18 protein-coding genes are annotated in these 17961 nt (G+C 43.1%); 6 read left to right on the top strand and 12 right to left on the bottom strand.

Annotated elements, in window-relative coordinates:
• Nucleotides 1-19 precede the first annotated feature (19 nt).
• From MMP72_RS08050 to secF, 6 genes are all read left to right on the top strand, one after another.
• Complete coding sequence (locus tag MMP72_RS08050; RefSeq protein WP_241316192.1) at nt 20-1048, top strand: hypothetical protein; 1029 nt, start codon at nt 20-22, stop codon at nt 1046-1048.
• 88 nt (nt 1049-1136) lie between these two features.
• Complete coding sequence (locus MMP72_RS08045) at nt 1137-1706, top strand: LemA family protein (RefSeq protein WP_241316191.1); 570 nt, start codon at nt 1137-1139, stop codon at nt 1704-1706.
• Between the two features lie 129 nt (nt 1707-1835).
• Nucleotides 1836-2963, top strand: coding sequence for a tRNA guanosine(34) transglycosylase Tgt (gene tgt, locus MMP72_RS08040; protein WP_241316190.1), 1128 nt, complete (start codon nt 1836-1838; stop codon nt 2961-2963).
• A 101-nt stretch (nt 2964-3064) separates the two neighbouring features.
• On the top strand, nt 3065-3394 hold the full coding sequence (gene yajC / locus MMP72_RS08035; protein ID WP_241316188.1) for a preprotein translocase subunit YajC: 330 nt from the start codon (nt 3065-3067) through the stop codon (nt 3392-3394).
• A gap of 51 nt (nt 3395-3445) precedes the next feature.
• Nucleotides 3446-5347, top strand: coding sequence for a protein translocase subunit SecD (secD, locus tag MMP72_RS08030; RefSeq protein WP_241316186.1), 1902 nt, complete (start codon nt 3446-3448; stop codon nt 5345-5347).
• Nucleotides 5348-5357: 10 nt separating this feature from the next.
• On the top strand, nt 5358-6326 hold the full coding sequence (gene secF, locus MMP72_RS08025) for a protein translocase subunit SecF (protein WP_241316184.1): 969 nt from the start codon (nt 5358-5360) through the stop codon (nt 6324-6326).
• Between the two features lie 97 nt (nt 6327-6423).
• Here secF and MMP72_RS08020 read toward each other — a convergent pair whose 3' ends face one another.
• The 12 genes from MMP72_RS08020 to MMP72_RS07965 are packed head-to-tail and all read right to left on the bottom strand — an operon-like array spanning nt 6424 to nt 17950.
• Complete coding sequence (locus MMP72_RS08020) at nt 6424-7077, bottom strand: 4'-phosphopantetheinyl transferase superfamily protein (RefSeq protein ID WP_241316182.1); 654 nt, start codon at nt 7075-7077, stop codon at nt 6424-6426.
• 22 nt (nt 7078-7099) lie between these two features.
• A complete protein-coding gene (locus MMP72_RS08015; protein WP_004802690.1) occupies nt 7100-7534 on the bottom strand; it encodes a hypothetical protein in 435 nt (144 codons plus the stop codon).
• A gap of 18 nt (nt 7535-7552) precedes the next feature.
• Nucleotides 7553-8776: a beta-ketoacyl-ACP synthase gene (locus MMP72_RS08010; protein ID WP_241316180.1), complete on the bottom strand. Its 1224-nt coding sequence runs from the start codon at nt 8774-8776 to the stop codon at nt 7553-7555.
• On the bottom strand, nt 8776-9501 hold the full coding sequence (locus MMP72_RS08005) for a 3-ketoacyl-ACP reductase FabG2 (protein ID WP_241316178.1): 726 nt from the start codon (nt 9499-9501) through the stop codon (nt 8776-8778). The genes MMP72_RS08010 and MMP72_RS08005 overlap by 1 nt, the downstream gene beginning before the upstream one ends.
• Before the next feature lie 14 nt (nt 9502-9515).
• Entirely contained in the window at nt 9516-9947 is a 432-nt protein-coding gene (locus MMP72_RS08000) for a 3-hydroxylacyl-ACP dehydratase (RefSeq protein ID WP_241316176.1), read from the bottom strand.
• Nucleotides 9948-11141, bottom strand: a complete 1194-nt coding sequence (locus tag MMP72_RS07995; RefSeq protein ID WP_241316174.1) for a beta-ketoacyl-[acyl-carrier-protein] synthase family protein — start codon at nt 11139-11141, stop codon at nt 9948-9950. It abuts the gene before it with no gap.
• The gene (locus MMP72_RS07990; protein WP_241316172.1) at nt 11138-11692 is read right to left on the bottom strand and encodes a DUF3261 domain-containing protein; all 555 of its coding nucleotides are present in this window, start codon (nt 11690-11692) and stop codon (nt 11138-11140) included. The genes MMP72_RS07995 and MMP72_RS07990 overlap by 4 nt, the downstream gene beginning before the upstream one ends.
• 1 nt (nt 11693) lies before the next feature.
• Nucleotides 11694-12989: an NAD(P)/FAD-dependent oxidoreductase gene (locus tag MMP72_RS07985; protein WP_241316170.1), complete on the bottom strand. Its 1296-nt coding sequence runs from the start codon at nt 12987-12989 to the stop codon at nt 11694-11696.
• Nucleotides 12990-13013: 24 nt separating this feature from the next.
• Nucleotides 13014-15323, bottom strand: a complete 2310-nt coding sequence (locus MMP72_RS07980; protein ID WP_241316168.1) for a hypothetical protein — start codon at nt 15321-15323, stop codon at nt 13014-13016.
• Entirely contained in the window at nt 15298-15933 is a 636-nt protein-coding gene (locus MMP72_RS07975; protein WP_241316385.1) for an outer membrane lipoprotein carrier protein LolA, read from the bottom strand. Before MMP72_RS07975 ends, MMP72_RS07980 begins: the two co-directional genes overlap by 26 nt.
• A 37-nt stretch (nt 15934-15970) precedes the next feature.
• A complete protein-coding gene (locus MMP72_RS07970) occupies nt 15971-16399 on the bottom strand; it encodes an acyl-CoA thioesterase (protein ID WP_241316166.1) in 429 nt (142 codons plus the stop codon).
• 9 nt (nt 16400-16408) lie between these two features.
• Nucleotides 16409-17950 (bottom strand): aromatic amino acid ammonia-lyase, encoded by a 1542-nt coding sequence (locus MMP72_RS07965; RefSeq protein WP_241316384.1) that lies wholly within the window; start codon nt 17948-17950, stop codon nt 16409-16411.
• Between the last annotated feature and the right edge of the window lie 11 nt (nt 17951-17961).

Raw genomic sequence — 17961 nt, 5'->3', positions numbered from 1 at the left:
TAATGAATTGATCCTCTCCATGCCGATCGACACCGTACAACAAGCGCTTCATATCAGACGTAAAAAAAATGCTCAGGTTTTTCGCAATATTGCTCGGCTATGGGATATTGGAAATAAATCAACAACCGACCAAGAACTCTTAGATAAGCTACATCCTTGGGGAGAGGCACACGACCTACACTTTTTTAATGTACTGCCCCTATTACTTACGATTATCAGTGTATGTTGTTTGGTATTTGGCTATTTTATTCATCCACATATTCAATTTATTTGGAGTTTTTTAGGCGCATTTCTTTCTGGTTTTTTAGCCTATTTGCTGTATGAACCCAAACAACCGTTGATACAAGTAACGGAGTATCTAGAACAACGCTTGATGACTCTACGTTATCATTTAAACTTTCAGCAACTCCCCCCTTATCTCCCAATTCAGGCTCAACCAACCCTAGTAATCAGTCGACTTAAACAATTTTTTCCATTGTTCCATCGTGGCACTGAGTCGAATGAAATTACACAGTACGCATCCACGACTTGGCATGATGGGGTCACTGAGCATCAGGTACTAATCTTCCAATACCACTATGTCAGCGAAATGCCTATTTTAAAGAATGGTGATAAAAATCAGCAGGTCAGCAAAGAAATACATAAGGACTTATGGGGAGCATTTATTTTTCAAATGCCAGCTTTAGGGATTGCCATCAGTAATCAACGCTCACGTTTTTTTGAGCCTTATCGTAGTGTGTGGCAAAGCAGTGATATTTCAGTCAATCGCAATCTGAAAATTTTTGGACAAAGCCAACATGAACTTGCCAAAACCATTAGTCCTAGCATCACCTTAAAATTACATGATTTTTTTCAACACTTTAAAGGTGATTTAATTTATCATCATCAAGAGCAAATTCTTTGCTACGTTGGGGAACAAAACCTATTACAAATAACGAGTAAGCGTGATCAGATCAATGATATTCCAGCACTACGTGGACATCTGCGTACCATGACCATGCCGCAATATCAACGGTTTCAAGAATTGATGCTCAATTTAATTAAATAAATCGCCCTAACCTTGAGCCACGACTAAAGTGGTGCAATGGATGAGGAACAATAAAAGTTCCGGAAGGGAAAAATAAAGGGGAATGGCAATGACAGGTTTACTCATTTTCTTGGGAATTTTTGTTGTACTGATTGTTTGGGGGATTCATATCCGTAACACGATCGTGCGATATTTCAATGCCACCAAACGTGCTTGGGCAGAAGTGGCCAATTTTGAGCGCCAAAAAGTCAAAACGCTGGAAGCACTCGAAGATACATTAAGCAAATATACGGTCTTTGAAAAGTCGACCCTAGAGCAAGTGACTGCTTTGCGTCAGCAAATCATGAATCTCAATATTAATGACACTGATATTGCCAAGTTACAGCACATCGAAAAATTAAATACCGATTTGATGCGTAGTTTAAATGTTGTGGTTGAAAATTATCCTGAACTGAAAGCAGATGCGCTATATAGCAAGATGATGGATGACATTCAAGAACAGAATGAAAATGTGGGTGCAGCGATTACGATTTTTAACCGCAATGTCGAATTGTTTAATAACCACATCCAAGTTTTTCCAAACAATTTGGTTAACACCATCACTTTATCAAAGAAAGCAATTCGCCCTTTCCGCGACCCTGTGATTGATCGTAATTTTGACTATAAACCGAATTTTTAACTCTAACTACATTTAGTAGTAGAACTGCACGCCATAATCAAGGAAAATAGCCGTTTTTGATCAGCGAACTGTTTTTTCGCCTCCTAGCGCTATCTCAAAGTGGCGCTTCGATCTGACTCAGGTTATGACATGAAATTTGAAAAATTAGGCCAGTCGGGACGCGCCCGTCGTGGTCGACTCACTTTAGAACATGGTGTAGTTGAAACCCCAGTGTTCATGCCTGTTGGTACTTACGGTACGGTCAAAGGCATGTTGCCTCGTGATCTTGAAGAGATTCAAGCACAAATTATCCTCGGCAATACCTTCCATTTATATTTACGTCCCGGCTTGGAAGTGATTAAAGAGCACGGCGGTCTACATGAGTTTATCAAATGGGATAAACCTATTTTGACAGATTCAGGTGGCTTCCAAGTGTTTAGCTTGGGTGCCATGCGTAAAATCAAAGAAGAAGGCGTGACTTTCCGTTCACCGATTGATGGTTCAAAAGTATTTTTATCACCTGAAATCTCAATGGAAATTCAACAGGTACTCAATTCAGATATCGTCATGATCTTTGATGAATGTACGCCTTACCCTGCAACCCACGAAGAAGCTCAGAAATCTTTGCAGCTTTCTTTACGTTGGGCGAAGCGCTGTAAAACACACCATCATGATGAGCTAAAGAATAAAAATGCGTTATTCGGCATTATTCAAGGTGGGATGTATGAAGATCTACGTGATGAATCACTCGCAGGCTTGTTAGACATTGGCTTTGATGGCTATGCGATTGGTGGCTTATCTGTCGGCGAACCCAAAGATGAAATGATCAAGGTGCTGGATTACTTACCGAACAAAATGCCACAAGACAAACCACGCTATTTGATGGGTGTCGGTAAACCAGAAGACATCGTGGAAGCGGTTCGTCGTGGTGTGGATATGTTTGACTGTGTAATGCCAACCCGTAATGCCCGTAATGGTCATTATTTTGTTACTGATGGTTTGGTCCGAATCCGTAATAGCCGATATCGTCATGATCAAGGCCCTTTAGACCCACATTGTGATTGTTACACTTGTAAAAACTTTAGTCGTGCCTATTTATATCATTTAGAGAAGTGTGGAGAAATGTTGGCATCAATGCTCGGCACAATCCACAACCTCCGTTACTACCAACGCCTGACTCAAGGGATGCGTGATGCGCTGGATAACGATACATTTGATGCGTATGTACAGGACTTTTATGCACGTCGTGGATTAGAAGTTCCACCTTGTCCAAATTAATTCATCAGGATTTGCACGCAAAGCCAAGACAAGGTACATTGCAAAACGAATTGGAACTTATTGTCAATTTTTTGACCTTTTTTAAACTTTAGGAAATCAAAATGAGCTTTTTCATTTCTACTGCCCACGCTGCTGATGCTGCTCAACAAGGCCCTAGCCTAATGGCAAACATATTAATGATCGCTGTATTTGTTGCGATCTTTTATTTCTTAATCTGGCGTCCTCAAGCAAAACGTGCCAAAGAGCATCGTAGCTTGGTTGATAGTCTTGGTCTTGGTAGTGAAATCGTATTTGCTGGCGGCTTAATGGGCAAAATCGTTCGCTTAGATGGTGACTTTGCAACAGTTGAACTGAGCCGTGGTGTAGAAGTTAAAATCCAACGTGCAAGTGTTATTTCAGTGTTACCTGAAGGCACACTCAATAACCTTTAATCATAAGATCGTCGTGCCTCAGCACGACTTTTTCATTTAAGAAGAAAGCGAATGCGTTACCCTGCATGGAAATATTTGCTGATCATCGTGGTATTTGTGATCAGTACGTTATATGCACTTCCAAGCCTGTATCCTGATGAGCCTGCTGTCCAAATTTCGGGCGCCAAAGCTGGTACTCAGATTGATCAGAGTGTCGTGCAAAAAGCTGAGCAAATTTTAAAAACGGCCGACATTAGTAGTCACGATAATAGTTTCTCTAATAATGCAGCTTTATTACGTTTAGACTCATCAGAAGCTCAGTTAAAAGCAAAAGCGATACTCAGCCGTGATTTAGGCGAAGACTACGTTATTGCGCTCAATCTTGCACCAACAACACCAGAATGGTTGCAAAAGATTGGGGCTAAACCGATGAAGCTCGGCTTAGACTTACGTGGCGGTGTACATTTCTTGCTCGAAGTTGACATGGATAAAGCAATTAGTCAGCGTATGGAAACATCTGCGACTGATTTGCGTCGTCAATTTCGTGACAACAAAATTAAGTTCAATAACCTTGCTTTAAACAACAACACCATTACGATTCAGTTTGCAGAGAATGCAGACCGCGATGCAGCGGCCGATTTCTTACGCCGTAATGGAAACGAGTTTACTCAGCAAGCAATTGCAGCGACGACAGGCGCAAGCCTGAGACTGAATTATACCGACACACGTCGTCAAGAAATTCAGTCTTATGCAGTCAATCAGAACTTAACCACGTTACGTAACCGTATTAATGAATTGGGTGTTGCTGAGGCACTGGTACAAACCCAAGGTAGCAACCGTATTGTGGTTGAGTTGCCAGGGATACAAGACACTGCTGAAGCAAAACGTGTTTTAGGTCGTACAGCGAACTTAGAATTCCGCTTAGTTGCCGATAGCAACGATCAATATATTGATCCTTATACACGTCAATATAATGGACAGCCCGTCCCTCCAGGAACAGAAGTCTTTGCTTTTGAATCGATGGACAGCGGTCGTCAATTATTGCTTAACCGTAGCCGTATTTTAACTGGCGAACGTGTTCAGAATGCAAGTTCTGGCTTTAGCCAAGACTCAGGTGGTGCGGAAGTTAATATCACCTTGGACAGTGCTGGTGGCAAATTGATGGCTGATGGCACGCGTAATGCTGTTGGTAAGCGTATGGCGGTTTTGTTTATCGAAAATAAACAAAAAATCAGCTATATGACAGATCCTGAAACAGGTGCCCAAACTGAGGTTCGTACCCCATATACCGAATCAGTAGTCATCAATGCGGCTACCATTCAAGCTGTTCTAGGCTCACAATTCCGTATTACAGGACTAGATTCACCACAAGAAGCCGCTGAGCTTGCGCTGATGCTACGTGCAGGTGCATTGGCTGCACCGATGTATTTCGTTGAAGAACGTGTAGTCGGCCCAAGTCTTGGTCAAGAAAACATTGAAAAAGGTGTGAAATCGACTCAGATTGGCTTCATTTTAGTCGCCATTTGGATGATTGTATTCTTCCGTTTATTCGGTTTAATCGCCAACTTTGCACTTATTTTTAACCTTGCAATGATTTTAACTGTAATGTCATGGCTCGGTGCATCCCTCACCCTACCCGGGATCGCGGGGATCGTGATTACCATTGGTATGGCCGTCGATGCCAACGTCCTCATTTGTGAGCGTATCCGAGAAGAAATACTTTGGGGGGCCTCTCCTAAACAAGCGATTGTGGCGGGTTATGATCGTGCCTATAACACGATTTTTGACTCGAACTTAACCACGTTCCTTGTTGCATTTATCTTATTCGCCATTGGTACAGGTCCGATCAAAGGCTTCGCTGTAACACTCATGATTGGTATCGTGTGTTCAATGTTTACTGCGATTACAGTCACACGTGCAATCGTACAAATCATTTATGGCAAACGCCGTAATTTGACCAAGTTGAGTATTTAAGGAGATTCATATGACTGATCTGACTCAACGAGATTCAAAGCAATACGGTCGTCCGGATGATTTAAAAATCATCCCATTTATGAAGATTGCCAAACCTGCTGCAATCATCTCAATCTTACTCACAATAGCGAGTATTTTCTTTATTGCAACCAAAGGTCTAAACCTCGGTTTGGACTTTACAGGTGGTGTGTCTGCTGAGTTGAACTATGAACAAGCAGTTCAACCCTCACAGATTACACAAGCACTCAGTCAAGCTGGATTTAAAGATGCTGTTGTCCAAACATTAGGAAGTAATACTGACCTGATTGTTCGTATGCCAGTACAAGAAGATCTTGAGGTTGAGGACCTAAGTAATACCATTACCAAGGCTGTTCAGTTACCCAATAATACGGTCAGCGTTCACAAGGTTGATGCTGTAGGTGGTGCTGTCGGTAATGAACTTTATGTACGTTCAACAGGAGCAGTTGCGCTGGCACTGATTCTGATGTTGATCTATGTCACCGTTCGTTTTGAGTTTAAACTCGCGATGGGCGCAGTCATGTCGTTATTCCACGACATTATTATTATCATTGGTGCATTTGCTTTATTTCAATGGCCATTTGACCTAACCGTTCTAGCGGCCTTGTTAGCAACTATTGGTTTTTCATTAAATGATAATATTGTGGTATCTGACCGTATCCGAGAAAACTTCCGTAAAATTCGCGGTGCATCACCTCGTGAAATTATCGATATTGCCTTAACAGAAACACTACGCCGTACCATTCATACCTCTATGACACTCTTACTTGTTGTAGTAGCGATGTTCTTCCTTGGTGGTGATGGCTTACATTGGTTCTCTGCGGCGATGATTGTGGGTGTATTTGTGGGTACTTATTCATCAATTTATATTGGTACCGCATACGCATTATGGCGTGGCTTAAATCGTCAAGATTTCATCGTACAAGTGAAACCTGAATTTGAAGAAGATGAGATTCCTTAAATCTTGATCTTTGTCCTATTCAAATCAAATGCCAGTGTGATCACTGGCATTTTTATATGGAATGATGAATTAACATTCGTTGCTTGATGCGTTCGGGCTAATGCTGAATCATTTGAATCTGGGGAAACTGAAAACCTCGACAAGACTGCTCTGCTCGCCATGCCACAGTTACGACAATCGTATGATTTAAAATAAAATTCTGATAGGCAAAAGTACCAATCAATGGATGAGTACACATCCCACCATGATGGGAAGGATGTACCTGAGTATTTAAGCTATTTAAATCCAATCGAATCCCTAGACCTGACGCTTTTAAAATCGCTTCTTTAGTCGTCCAAACCTTAAACCAATATTCACGATTTTGTCCGTGTTGCTGCCAAGTTTGGTACTCCTCTGGATGAAAAGCATGTTGTGCCAAAGCATCAAAACGAACCATTCGATCTAGCTCTTCAACATCAATACCAATATCCTTCACTGGTTCACTCATTGCCAATGCATAATACTGCTGGCTATGTGAATGATTAAAATGCAGCGAATGAGAGGTTAAAAAAGGCTTGCCTTGCTCATGCTTGGAAAAGTTTAAATCTTCAATTTCACAATCCAATTTCTTGGCTAAAAGGTAATTGCGATAAGTTTGAATCTGCTCTTTTTTATAGTGGTTAAATGATCTTAAGTCAGTAAAGTCGGCTTTATCCTGTTTTAGAAGCTGAGCCAATGCCTGAACATGGATTTCAATTGTACGTATCGTCATTGGCTTAACCTTATCGAATCACTTAGAACTTAACGATATCGCCTTTCAGCGCAACACTCGCCACTGCCATGCCTTTATAGCATTGATAAGTTGTCGAGTTTTGAGATTCATTTTTCTTAAAATAACTGACGATATTGGTTACGGCATTGGCACCACGTGCTTTTGCAGCTTTGTCTAACTGGATTAGTGCAGAACGAAGCACCCAATCACATGACTTTTCTGCAGACTTACCAAAACCATTGGTTTTTTGATTGGTGACGATATCTTGTTCCAATACTTTTCCACCTGATTTGGTACCTTTAAGATAAAACTTTACCGTTCCATCTAGCGTTCCATCAGCAACTGCGCGGTCTACCGCCGCTTTAAAATCCAGATTATGCACTGTATCTGCAGCTTGAACAGATGCAGCGAAACCAGCTGTTAATACAGTTGCTAAGAATAATTGTTTGATTGACATTATTATGCCCCTTGCTTGTTATGTTGTTCGTTTAAAAATAAGTGAGGTATTAATCCCACCAAAAGCAAAGTTATTGCTCATCATAATATTGATATCGCTCACTCTAACTTGCTGAGTAATATAATCTAAATCACCACATTGCGGATCAATTTCATCCAAATTCAAAGTGGGAACCAATTGTCCACGCTGCATCATCTCTATGCCTAACCAAGCTTCAATTGCTCCACAAGCACCTAAGGTATGCCCAAAATAACTCTTTAATGAGCTGATGGGTTTACGTCCCAATATCCGCGCTGTGGCCTGACTTTCAGCAATATCACCTTGATCGGTTGAAGTGCCATGCGCATTGACATAGTCAATCTGACTAGCATCAAGCTGTGCATCTTTCAACGCCATTTGCATGCATTGCCCCATCCGCTCACTATCAGGCTTGGTCACATGCTGCCCATCGGTATTGCTTGCATAGCCAATGATCTCGGCATAAATGGTTGCCCCGCGCTGCTTGGCATGTTCATATTCTTCAAGAATCAAACAACCTGCACCTTCACCAATCACCAAACCATCTCGTTGTGTATCAAACGGCCGTGGTGATTTTTCAGGATGATCATTCATACCACTGGTCGCCAATAGAACATCAAAAACGGCGGCGCCTGCAGCACTCAGCTCTTCTGCGCCGCCTGCAAGCATGAGCGTTTGTTTACCATATTTAATTGCTTCATAGGCCTGACCAATCGCCATTGAGCCAGAGGTACATGCACTCGACGTTGGCAAAGTTAGCCCTTTCAAGCCAAAGTAAACCGTCATGTTCACCGCACTGGTGTGCGACATCATACGGATATAAGTGGTGGCATTGATCTTACTCATGTCTTGATCAATTAACATATTGCCAAACTCGCGCACTGCATCAACACTACCTGCAGATGAGCCAAAGGCCACGCCAGCCTCACCGCTACCCAATATCTCATGACCAATTAATCCAGCATTTTGCAAGGCATTCTCAGCACTAATAACAGACATTAACGCGACACGTCCCATACCTCGTGTCACCTTACGGTTAAAATGCTTGGCAATTTGAAAGGTCTTTACAGGTCCTGCCAATTTCGTTCTGAGGTCTGGATACTGTTCCCACTCAGACATATAACAAATGCCACTTTTACCTGTATGGAATTGAGCAAAAATTTCATCGGCCGTTTCACCTAAAGATGTAATGCCAGCCATGCCTGTTACAACTACACGCTTCATTAGATTAAGCCCCCATTCACTGAAATCACTTGGCGGGTAATATAAGACGCTTCATCTGAACATAAAAATTTCACGACGCTTGCCACTTCATCGACCTGCCCCATACGTTGCATTGGAATCATTTTTAAAGCATGTTGCTTAACTTCTTCTGTCACCATTTCAGTTTCAATCAAACCAGGTGCAACACAGTTCACTGTAATTTTGCGCTTGGCCAACTCCAAAGCCAGTGCTTTGGTTGCTCCAATTAATCCCGCTTTGGCCGCGCTATAATTGACCTGCCCACGATTGCCCATGATGCCAGATACCGAAGAAAGTGTAACGATTCGCCCACCTTTGCGTAAATGGATCATTGGCATGATCAAAGGTTTTAAAACATTATAGAAACCATCTAAAGACGTCGAAATCACTTCATCCCAGTCCTGATCAGTCAATGCAGGGAAAGCACCGTCATGAGTAAGACCTGCATTCAGCACTACTCCATAGAAAGCGCCATGCTGTTCTACATCTTGCTCTAATAAGCTTTTGACATGCTCACGTGCATTCACATCAAATAATAAATAATGGCTGTTTTGCCCAAGCTTTTGAATCTGCTCAACCACCTGAGCTGCTTCCGCCTCCCGTGAACGGGCGTGAATGGTCACATCAAAACCCGCCTGAGCCAATTGCAATGCAATTGCTTTACCAATGCCACGACTTGAACCCGTGACTAATATTCTTCTATTCATTGTTGTTCCCAAAACTATAATGCCAATGTCGATTGATCAGTCGGCTCATAGACACTGAGTAAGGCACTGATCACCTGCTCACCGCCAAGAATCTCGCAAGAAAACTGCCCCAACCCTTCATGCAAATATTGCTGTTCAACTCGAATGCTTAAGGTCTGTCCAAGTGCAAAATATGCAAAAGGTAACTGTAACTTTCGTGTTCCCAACAAAAATCCCACTTTCGGTGCTTGCTGTAATTGTTGTCCCATCCAACCTGAATAAGCACTAATGGTTTGCGCCATAATTTCAATACTTGCCCAAGTCGGTAAACCCGCTGCTTCACAGAACATTAATTCAGGACGAATGGTCAATTCAGCAATCGCATAACCTTCTTTGACTTCTAGCAGATGATCAATAAAGACCATAGGCTGTTCATGTGGAATATATTCAATCGCATCTAATTTCATTTAGTGCTGCACCCCAAATAACAAGCTAATATTGCTGCCGCCAAAGGCAAAAGAATTACTCAGCACATAGCGAATGTTCTCTGTCTGCTGAGCATCTGTGACATAGTTTTGATCAGCAAGCTCAGGATCAATATCGGTCTGTTGATGTAAGGGCAACCCGCTTTGATCTTTTAAGAGTTGGGTACAGATAAAGGCTTCTATCGCACCAGCTGCTCCCAAACAATGTCCGGTTTTATGCTTGGTGCTACTTAAGGGCACATTCGAGCCTTGAAAGACTTGTCGAACAGCCTTGATTTCCATCGCATCATTTTGTTGGGTGGCAGTTCCATGCAAATTGATATATCCCACCTGCTGCGCTGTAATCGCCGCACTATCCAACGCGTGCTGCATAGCGGTCGCTGCACCCAAACCCTCGGGATGCGGCGCAGAAATATGCCATGCATCCATCGATTCGCCCACACCATATAACATGATCGGTGCAGAGGCTTTAGTCAGCAAAAATAAAGCTGCAGCTTCTCCAATATTGATGCCATCACGATTGATGCCGCAGGGTTGGCAAACATCAGCCGATAAACTTTCTAAACTGTTAAAACCATTTAAAGTGAGTTGGCATAAGGTATCCACCCCACCGACCAATACGGCATCAGCCAAGCCAGCCTGAATTAGACGTTGTCCTGTGGCAAATGCCTTGGCACTGGAAGAACAGGCCGTCGAAATGGTATAAGCCGCTCCTTGCCAACCGAGATAGCCTTGTAAAGCTTTAGCTAGACAGCCCATTTCCTGTGGCTGATGTGAAATTTCAAGCGTTTCATCCCCATTAAAATACTGCGTGAGTAATTTCTCACTATCAGAGATGCCTGAGGTCGAAGTTCCCATCACAATACTGAGACGTTTTGGATCAATCCCCACAATCTGTTGTTGGAGCTCAACCTCAATTTTTTGCAGCGCAGTCAAAGCAAAACGTAGATTACGCGAGTCAAATCGACCGAGTGATTCAGGCACAGTGTCAATCAATGCCTCTGCATAGCGTCCAACCCAAACAGCGCGATCCGCTAAAAATCCAACTTCCAGACTCAATGTATTCGTCGCTTCAATCAAATGCTGGCGAATCTGCGGAATATCCTGACCTAATGCAGAAAGCCCAACACTTATGGGAATACCGACTGCTTGCAACTTAGATGAAGAGTGATTCATGGTTGCACCGTTTGTTCAGACATTTCTGCATTTAAGGTATTTTCAATCGGACTCAAGATCATGCGGTAGGGTACTTGTAGATTATCAAGCTCAATGGTGTTGCCTTGTGTTTGAATCGCTAACACCGCCTTTTCAGCAATAAAAATTTGCTGTTGCGTTGCTGATTGTTGTACCCGAACAGACGGTTGTCCTAACTGAGCAAACTGAGGATAGGTCGCAAATAACAGATCTCGAACCACAAACTCAAAAGGGAGTAAACGCATCTGATCAATCCGTTGTTGCACCTTGACCTGTTGTCCATCGAACAACAATTGAAACAAAGGCTGCCCCGTTAAACCCAAAGCAACCAGACTGAGCTGCTGACCTTGCTGTTGTTGATACAGCAAAAAGCTAAAGCTTTTATCTTTCCACTGTACTTCAACTTGGTCTTGTCGTTGATATTGCTGTGCTGGCCAATGACTGCTTTTCAACCCCTGTGCGTGTGGCATCAGTTGGCAGCTACTCAACAGCAACATGCTACAGCACAATAGGTTTATCCAGATCCGTTGCATATTAAACCTCTAAGGCCTTCTCTTGCGCTACGCCTTCACGGCAATACTCTGCCAACATGCTTAAACGGCGTTTGGCATTTTTATGAATCGGATTTTGATCATCCCATGCATAACCCGCCAGTAATGACGAAACCATCCGACGAATGTTGTCATTTTGATGACTGGCAAACACCACATCCTGAAACTCGCCTTCGTACCAAGACTCAACATAAGCACGGAACACTTTAATCCCTTTACGCAGCGGTAATTCGTACTCTTGCATCCAATCCACCTGTTCACCTTGCAGCACCCGATCAACTAAAGGAATTGCCAGACTGGAAGATTTCAATGCAATGGTCACACCCGATGAAAATACAGGGTCGAGAAACTCGCCTGCATTGCCTAACAAGGCATAATTCCGACCTGCCAAATGTTTGACGTTTGCCGAATAACCAACCAAGGTACGTACAAGCGTATCAAATTTCGCCTGTGCTAATACCTCAGATAATGCAGGATCATCTGCCAAAATCCGTTTCAACAACAAGTCTGGTTCATTCTGAGCAGCATCTTCAACCTGATAATGATCAAAGAAATCCTGCTCTGCCACCACACCAAAGGAAGCTCGACCATCAGCAAAAGGAATCAGCCAATACCAAGCACGACGGTCTTTTTCATGCACAGTAATTAAAATTTTGTCACGGTCAAAATCAGCACGATCTTCAATCCCATCTTCAATATGGGTAAACAACGCACGACGCACTGGGAAATTGGATGGGCTTTCTAAATCTAAAAACTTCGGTAAGATACGACCAAAACCACTGGCATCCAATAAAAACTTGGCTTGAATCTGATAGCGCTGCTGTGTTTCATCCAAAATGGTTAAAACAGGGTGTTCCACCTCAACATCGATAGCAACAACTTCATGTCCAAAACGAATATCCGCGCCATATTGCTGTGCTTGCTGGGCCAGCAAGTGATCAAAGTCAGCACGGCGAACTTGCCATGTTGTACCAGGTCCCGCACTGAATTTTTCAGTGAAATCATAATGGCTACGTTTTTCACCACACAAAAATGCCGCGCCATTTTTAAACTGGAATGCACGGGATTGAACATGTGCCCGCACAGTTTCTAATAAGCCCGCTTCTTCCAAAAAGACCATGCACTGCGGTAATAAAGATTCACCAATCGAAAAGCGAGGAAAATATTGTTTTTCAATTACCGTTACCGCATAGCCTTTTTGACGAAGTAAAGCAGCAGCTGAACTTCCAGAAGGTCCAGCACCAATAATCACTACATCGGCTGTTTGTAACGTATTCATTATTGCCCCTAAAAATTAGATCTTTTAATGCTCTTCTAAATTCACAATATGGTGCTGATCGGCTGGCGTAAGCAAAGTCGCATAAACAAATGAAAAGATCACACCCAATAAAACGGTTAGACCAAAACAATGAATCGCATAAGTATGACTCAATGATAATAGTCCAAAGCCCAATAAGGTCGACATCATACACAAAAACAGCGCCATGCCAACCACTTGCGGATGGTCATGTCCATGCCGATAGAAAATCGCATAATCCACACCAATTCCAATGATCAAGAAGGTTCCCATAATACTGAACAAGTTAATTTCCACCCCCAACCACGCCTGTACAGCAAAGGTACTAACAAGTGCTAAAGTCACTGGCAAAACCAGAGGCATAATCGAGCGCTTGCCATAGACCAAGCCCAGACCCAGTGCCAGTCCAAATAAGGCATAGATCAATAAATGCTGCGCTTGCTGACGATGCTGTGCAAAAGCACTAGACAGCGTGCTGACAGGTTGTTGGAAATCAATCTGCGCGGATTCCAATTGCTGTAATCGCTGCGCCTTAACCCCACGGACCGTGACCAGACGCTCAGTAGGACTGAGCTGTAAAAATGCCAAGGGATGATGTTGAAATACTTGTTCCGTAAGTAAAGGTTGCAGCTGTAATTGTTGTTGCCATTGCACGAGATCTGCAAAATTTAACCCCATGCTCTCTGCATATTTTTTCAGTGCGGTTGCAGGAATCTGCTGGAGCAGCTGTACATTTTGTTGTTGCTGAGTTAAGGGAGGAATCCATTGTCCCAAGGCTTGAAAACCTTCAATCTGTCCTTGAGCTTGCAATTGCTGCAATTGACCAATCAATTGTGCTTCCTGCTGCTCAAGCTCAGCACTTGAGTGTGCACGGACAACAAAATAATCACTACTTTGCTGCTGGGCAAACAAGGACCGAATATATTGATCTTCCTGTTTCAGCTTGACATCCATACTTTGCAAGTTCCGAATATCATCATTAGATTGCAAAGCAAATAGGCTGCCCCCTCCAATCAGCAAAATACTCAAAATAAAGCCATAGCGTAGTTTTTGATGTTGCTGAAACCATTGTCTGGCCATTCCAATCCAAGCTAAACGTCGAATTGCAGGTTGTGCATTAAGCGGAGGTAAGCGCGGCAGTAGCAACACACTGGTGATCCAAGCAGCGACCAACCCGACAATTGAAAAAACCGCAATTTGCCTAAAGGCAGGAAACGGCGTAAAGCTCAGAAAAATATAGGCAACAACCGTGGTCATTAAGCCCATAAATAAGCTCGGCAATAGCGGCTTGAGAATCCTAAACCCATCCAGTTTACGATGCTGCGATTGCATTGCCATAAAATAGAAAGAGAAATCGACACACACCCCGATCAGACTGGCACCAAAGACCAGCGTCATCAGATGAATTTCGCCAAACACCAGATGCGTCACCGCAAATGCAAGTAAGCTCCCCGTCGACACGGCGATAAATTCAGTAATGAGAGGCCTGAATGAACGAAAGCCGAACCAGACCAAGAGGATTAAGCCCAATGTCGAACCGAGGCCAATGGTCGAAATTTCCTGTTTAGCCGACTGCGTTCCATAATTAGAAAATAGAATTGTTCCAGTCCAATGCGATTGAACCTGCAACCTGTTCAGCTCAAGCTGCAACTGTTCAATCCAAGCGCTGACCTGCTCCTGATAATCAATGTTGTAGGGACTCTGTTTTAATTCCAGAACCAATAAGCGTGACGTCTTTTGCTCATCATGAATGGTTGCAAAACCATCTTCCAGCTCGACATTACTTGAAAGCTGATTGGCCACACTCAACATATAGCGTGGAAACAGCAACAAAGGGTCTTGTTGTAGTGAGGTCGCGGTAATCGGCATCCCAACACTCATGAGTTGCATCAAGCTTTGCTCAGTCAGTGCTTCATAATCCTGTTGCTGTAAGAACTGCCGATCTTGCTGGCTCAGTAAGCCTGCACGATGCTGATATAACTGTTTGGAAAATTGTTCTAAATCGAGTTGCGGCCTAAGCGGTTGCCACAGATCACTGTGTTGTAGTTTCTGCTGAAACAACTGGGTTGCTTGAGCTAAGGCTTGTTGATCCTGACTTTCTAAAACAACAAAGACTTTTTCATTGAGCTGATCACTCATATATTGCTGTGTTTTAGCAAGCTCAGGATTTTGTTGCGTTGCAGGCAGTAAAGCAAAAATATTGGTCTGGATATGAATCTCTTTTTTGACCCATGCCACCGTTAGCGCAAGTCCAATCAGAGTTAAAATAATTAACCAGATGGCTGTGAATTTATTTTGCCAATTGGAAAAGCGCATCTTCAGCAGCCATCAGTTGATTCGGTTGAGTCGTTTGATTACGGAATAAAATCGTGGTGCTGTTATTGGCCTGCTCTTGAATCACGATCTTATTAACATACTGTTGTCCCTGCGCATCAATTCTCAGGAACAACTTTTTAAATAGCGAAGATTTAGGCGTTAACGCAATATTCCATCCTGTCGGACTGTAATTGGCCGATACCACATTAAAATTCTTCGCCAAGGCTTTGTCATCACCCGACATGAGTTGCAGAAATAAGGTCGCGACCGAACTATAGGGTGATTGGTCAATCTGAATCTGGCTATAGGTTCGTTGTGTTTTCTGGATGAGTTTCTTTTGGGTTACGATCAAATCTGCTTGCACAGGTCGTTTAATTTGCCAAAGTACGCCATTGGATTTCGCAAAGGTCAGTGTGCCATTGGAAACAAAAGTTTTGTTTAAACTCGCCAGCTTCTTTTGCTGTTCAAAATCGGCTCGAATGAGCTCACTTTTAGCAAGCTGATTAAAAATCGTCGAGACCTGATCTGCATGTGCCGATGCTGAAACACTCAAGCTGAACAATACACTCAAAACCAGACTGTGTAATAGCCACCAACTACGCTGTTGCATCAATACAACAAGGTGATTTAGATTCAGAAAACCAGAATTAACCATGCTGATGCTCCTTAAACGCATCCCATGCATTTAAACAATCCAATAAAATTTGCGGTGACTGAAAACACATTTCACGAGTGGCAATGTTCACCGCAACTTGTGTGGTATAGCCCTTGGTTAAACGGCGTCCCGTTTCTGCATCGAGAATCAAATATTCAATTTTTAATCGATTTTCCCATTCTTTTAAAATCGCGCGAACTTTAATTTTCTGTTCAAACTCAATCCCCTGTACATAACGCACATGGCTTTCAATCACAGGCCATGCATAGCCCGATGCTCTCATCTGGTTGTAGTTATAATTAAACTGTTCCAATAACTTACAACGCGCAATTTCGAAATACTTTAAATAATGTCCATGCCAGACCACATTCATGGTATCGACATCATGAAACGGGATTTCAATGATTACATCTGCGTGCATCTGTCGCTCCTAGACCTGTTGCTGGAATTGATTAAACAATTCAAAGTTGTCGAAACGATCAATAATCTGTTGTAGTTCAGTTTGTAAAGGACGATCTTCTTCCAGTAATGCAAAACTTTGTAAGGTCCACTCAACAAAAGCTTTTAAAGGCGGGCTTAATTGAGATTCAACACCTTTCAAATGCACGGCCTGCACACTGGCACAACATAACGCCGCCAGAACCTGCTGCGTCAAGGTAATTACCCGAGTCGCATCTCGGGCGGCAATGGTGCCCATACTGACTTTGTCTTGGTTATGGCATTCTGTAGAACGTGAGAAAATAGACGCTGCCAAGGTATGTTTCAAGGCTTCTGCCGTCCAAGCCGAAACTCCAATTTGAACCGCTTTAAAACCATGATTCAAGGGTAAGCGCTCGGCACTGGCACCCGTTAAATTGCGTGCTAAACCATGATTCATTTTATGGTCGACCAACTGTGCAATTTGTCGATCCATCAAGTCGGCAATATTGGCAATCATAATCTTCAAACTATCCATGGCTTGCGCAATATGCCCGCCATAGAAATGCCCGCCATGCAGCACCCGTAAATTCACAGGATCAATCAGCGGATTATCATTGCTGGAATTTAATTCATTTTCAATAAACTGGCGCAACCATGTTTTTGAATCTTCAAACACCCCAATAATATGCGGAGCACAACGTAAGGAATAACGATCCTGCAAACGAGGACTTTGAGGTGCCGTTTGTACTTCACTATTGAGCCATTCACGTAATTGCTGTGCAATCAGTTGCTGACCTTGATGCGGTTTTTGGGCAAATAAGACTTCATCAAAATGACTTGGATTACCTTCTAAAGCCAAGACATTTAAAGCGGTAATCAAAGTACTGGCCAATGCCACCTGTTCTGCTTTTTTATAATTTAAGCAGGCAATCGCCGTCATCACCGCGGTACCATTCATCAGTGCCAAGCCTTCTTTCGGGCGTAACACCAATGCGTCCAAGCCTTGCTCAGCATAGACCTGTGCAATCGGCACAATCTTGCCTTGCGCATAGACATCACGCTCCCCAACCAAAGCACCTGCAATATAGGACAGAGGCGTCAGATCACCACTTGCCCCGACAGAGCCTTCCGATGGAATCACTGGAATGATATTTTCATTCAGCATCCAAACCAAACGTTCCAGCAAGGCCAAAGACACACCCGAATAACCCCGTGCGAGTGAACAAAGACGAGTCACTACCACCGCACGAGCAGTGATCAAATCCAGATTTTCACCTAGACCACAACCATGGAAACGAGACAAATGCAAAGGCAATTCGTTGACCTGATGCATGGGAATTTCAACCAGACACGAGTCACCATAGCCTGTGGTGACTCCGTAGATCACACCTTCATCAAGCAAGAGCTGATCCAGAAAATCCGCACCACGCTGAATCAACTCACGCCAAGCTATTGCTGTCGGTAAAGCAACCTGACGCTGTTGTCGAGCAACTGCGACCACATCTTCAATACTGAGTGGCTGTTCCCCAACAATCAGGACTGGCTTGAGCATTGCTTCAATTT

This window comes from Acinetobacter sp. NIPH 2699 (assembly GCF_022549355.1).
Lineage (GTDB): Bacteria > Pseudomonadota > Gammaproteobacteria > Pseudomonadales > Moraxellaceae > Acinetobacter.
Note: the sequence above shows the minus strand (reverse complement) of the source record. Positions and strands in the feature narration are given on the sequence as shown.

Bases quoted from the DNA above. Each gene is read 5' to 3' on its own strand.
- MMP72_RS08050 (WP_241316192.1), top strand. From the start codon at position 20: ATGCCGATCGACACCGTACAACAAGCGCTTCATATCAGACGTAAAAAA.
- MMP72_RS08045 (WP_241316191.1), top strand. From the start codon at position 1,137: ATGACAGGTTTACTCATTTTCTTGGGAATTTTTGTTGTACTGATTGTT.
- tgt (WP_241316190.1), top strand. From the start codon at position 1,836: ATGAAATTTGAAAAATTAGGCCAGTCGGGACGCGCCCGTCGTGGTCGA.
- yajC (WP_241316188.1), top strand. From the start codon at position 3,065: ATGAGCTTTTTCATTTCTACTGCCCACGCTGCTGATGCTGCTCAACAA.
- secD (WP_241316186.1), top strand. From the start codon at position 3,446: ATGCGTTACCCTGCATGGAAATATTTGCTGATCATCGTGGTATTTGTG.
- secF (WP_241316184.1), top strand. From the start codon at position 5,358: ATGACTGATCTGACTCAACGAGATTCAAAGCAATACGGTCGTCCGGAT.
- MMP72_RS08020 (WP_241316182.1), bottom strand. From the start codon at position 7,077: ATGACGATACGTACAATTGAAATCCATGTTCAGGCATTGGCTCAGCTT.
- MMP72_RS08015 (WP_004802690.1), bottom strand. From the start codon at position 7,534: ATGTCAATCAAACAATTATTCTTAGCAACTGTATTAACAGCTGGTTTC.
- MMP72_RS08010 (WP_241316180.1), bottom strand. From the start codon at position 8,776: ATGAAGCGTGTAGTTGTAACAGGCATGGCTGGCATTACATCTTTAGGT.
- MMP72_RS08005 (WP_241316178.1), bottom strand. From the start codon at position 9,501: ATGAATAGAAGAATATTAGTCACGGGTTCAAGTCGTGGCATTGGTAAA.
- MMP72_RS08000 (WP_241316176.1), bottom strand. From the start codon at position 9,947: ATGAAATTAGATGCGATTGAATATATTCCACATGAACAGCCTATGGTC.
- MMP72_RS07995 (WP_241316174.1), bottom strand. From the start codon at position 11,141: ATGAATCACTCTTCATCTAAGTTGCAAGCAGTCGGTATTCCCATAAGT.
- MMP72_RS07990 (WP_241316172.1), bottom strand. From the start codon at position 11,692: ATGCAACGGATCTGGATAAACCTATTGTGCTGTAGCATGTTGCTGTTG.
- MMP72_RS07985 (WP_241316170.1), bottom strand. From the start codon at position 12,989: ATGAATACGTTACAAACAGCCGATGTAGTGATTATTGGTGCTGGACCT.
- MMP72_RS07980 (WP_241316168.1), bottom strand. From the start codon at position 15,323: ATGCGCTTTTCCAATTGGCAAAATAAATTCACAGCCATCTGGTTAATT.
- MMP72_RS07975 (WP_241316385.1), bottom strand. From the start codon at position 15,933: ATGCAACAGCGTAGTTGGTGGCTATTACACAGTCTGGTTTTGAGTGTA.
- MMP72_RS07970 (WP_241316166.1), bottom strand. From the start codon at position 16,399: ATGCACGCAGATGTAATCATTGAAATCCCGTTTCATGATGTCGATACC.
- MMP72_RS07965 (WP_241316384.1), bottom strand. From the start codon at position 17,950: ATGCTCAAGCCAGTCCTGATTGTTGGGGAACAGCCACTCAGTATTGAA.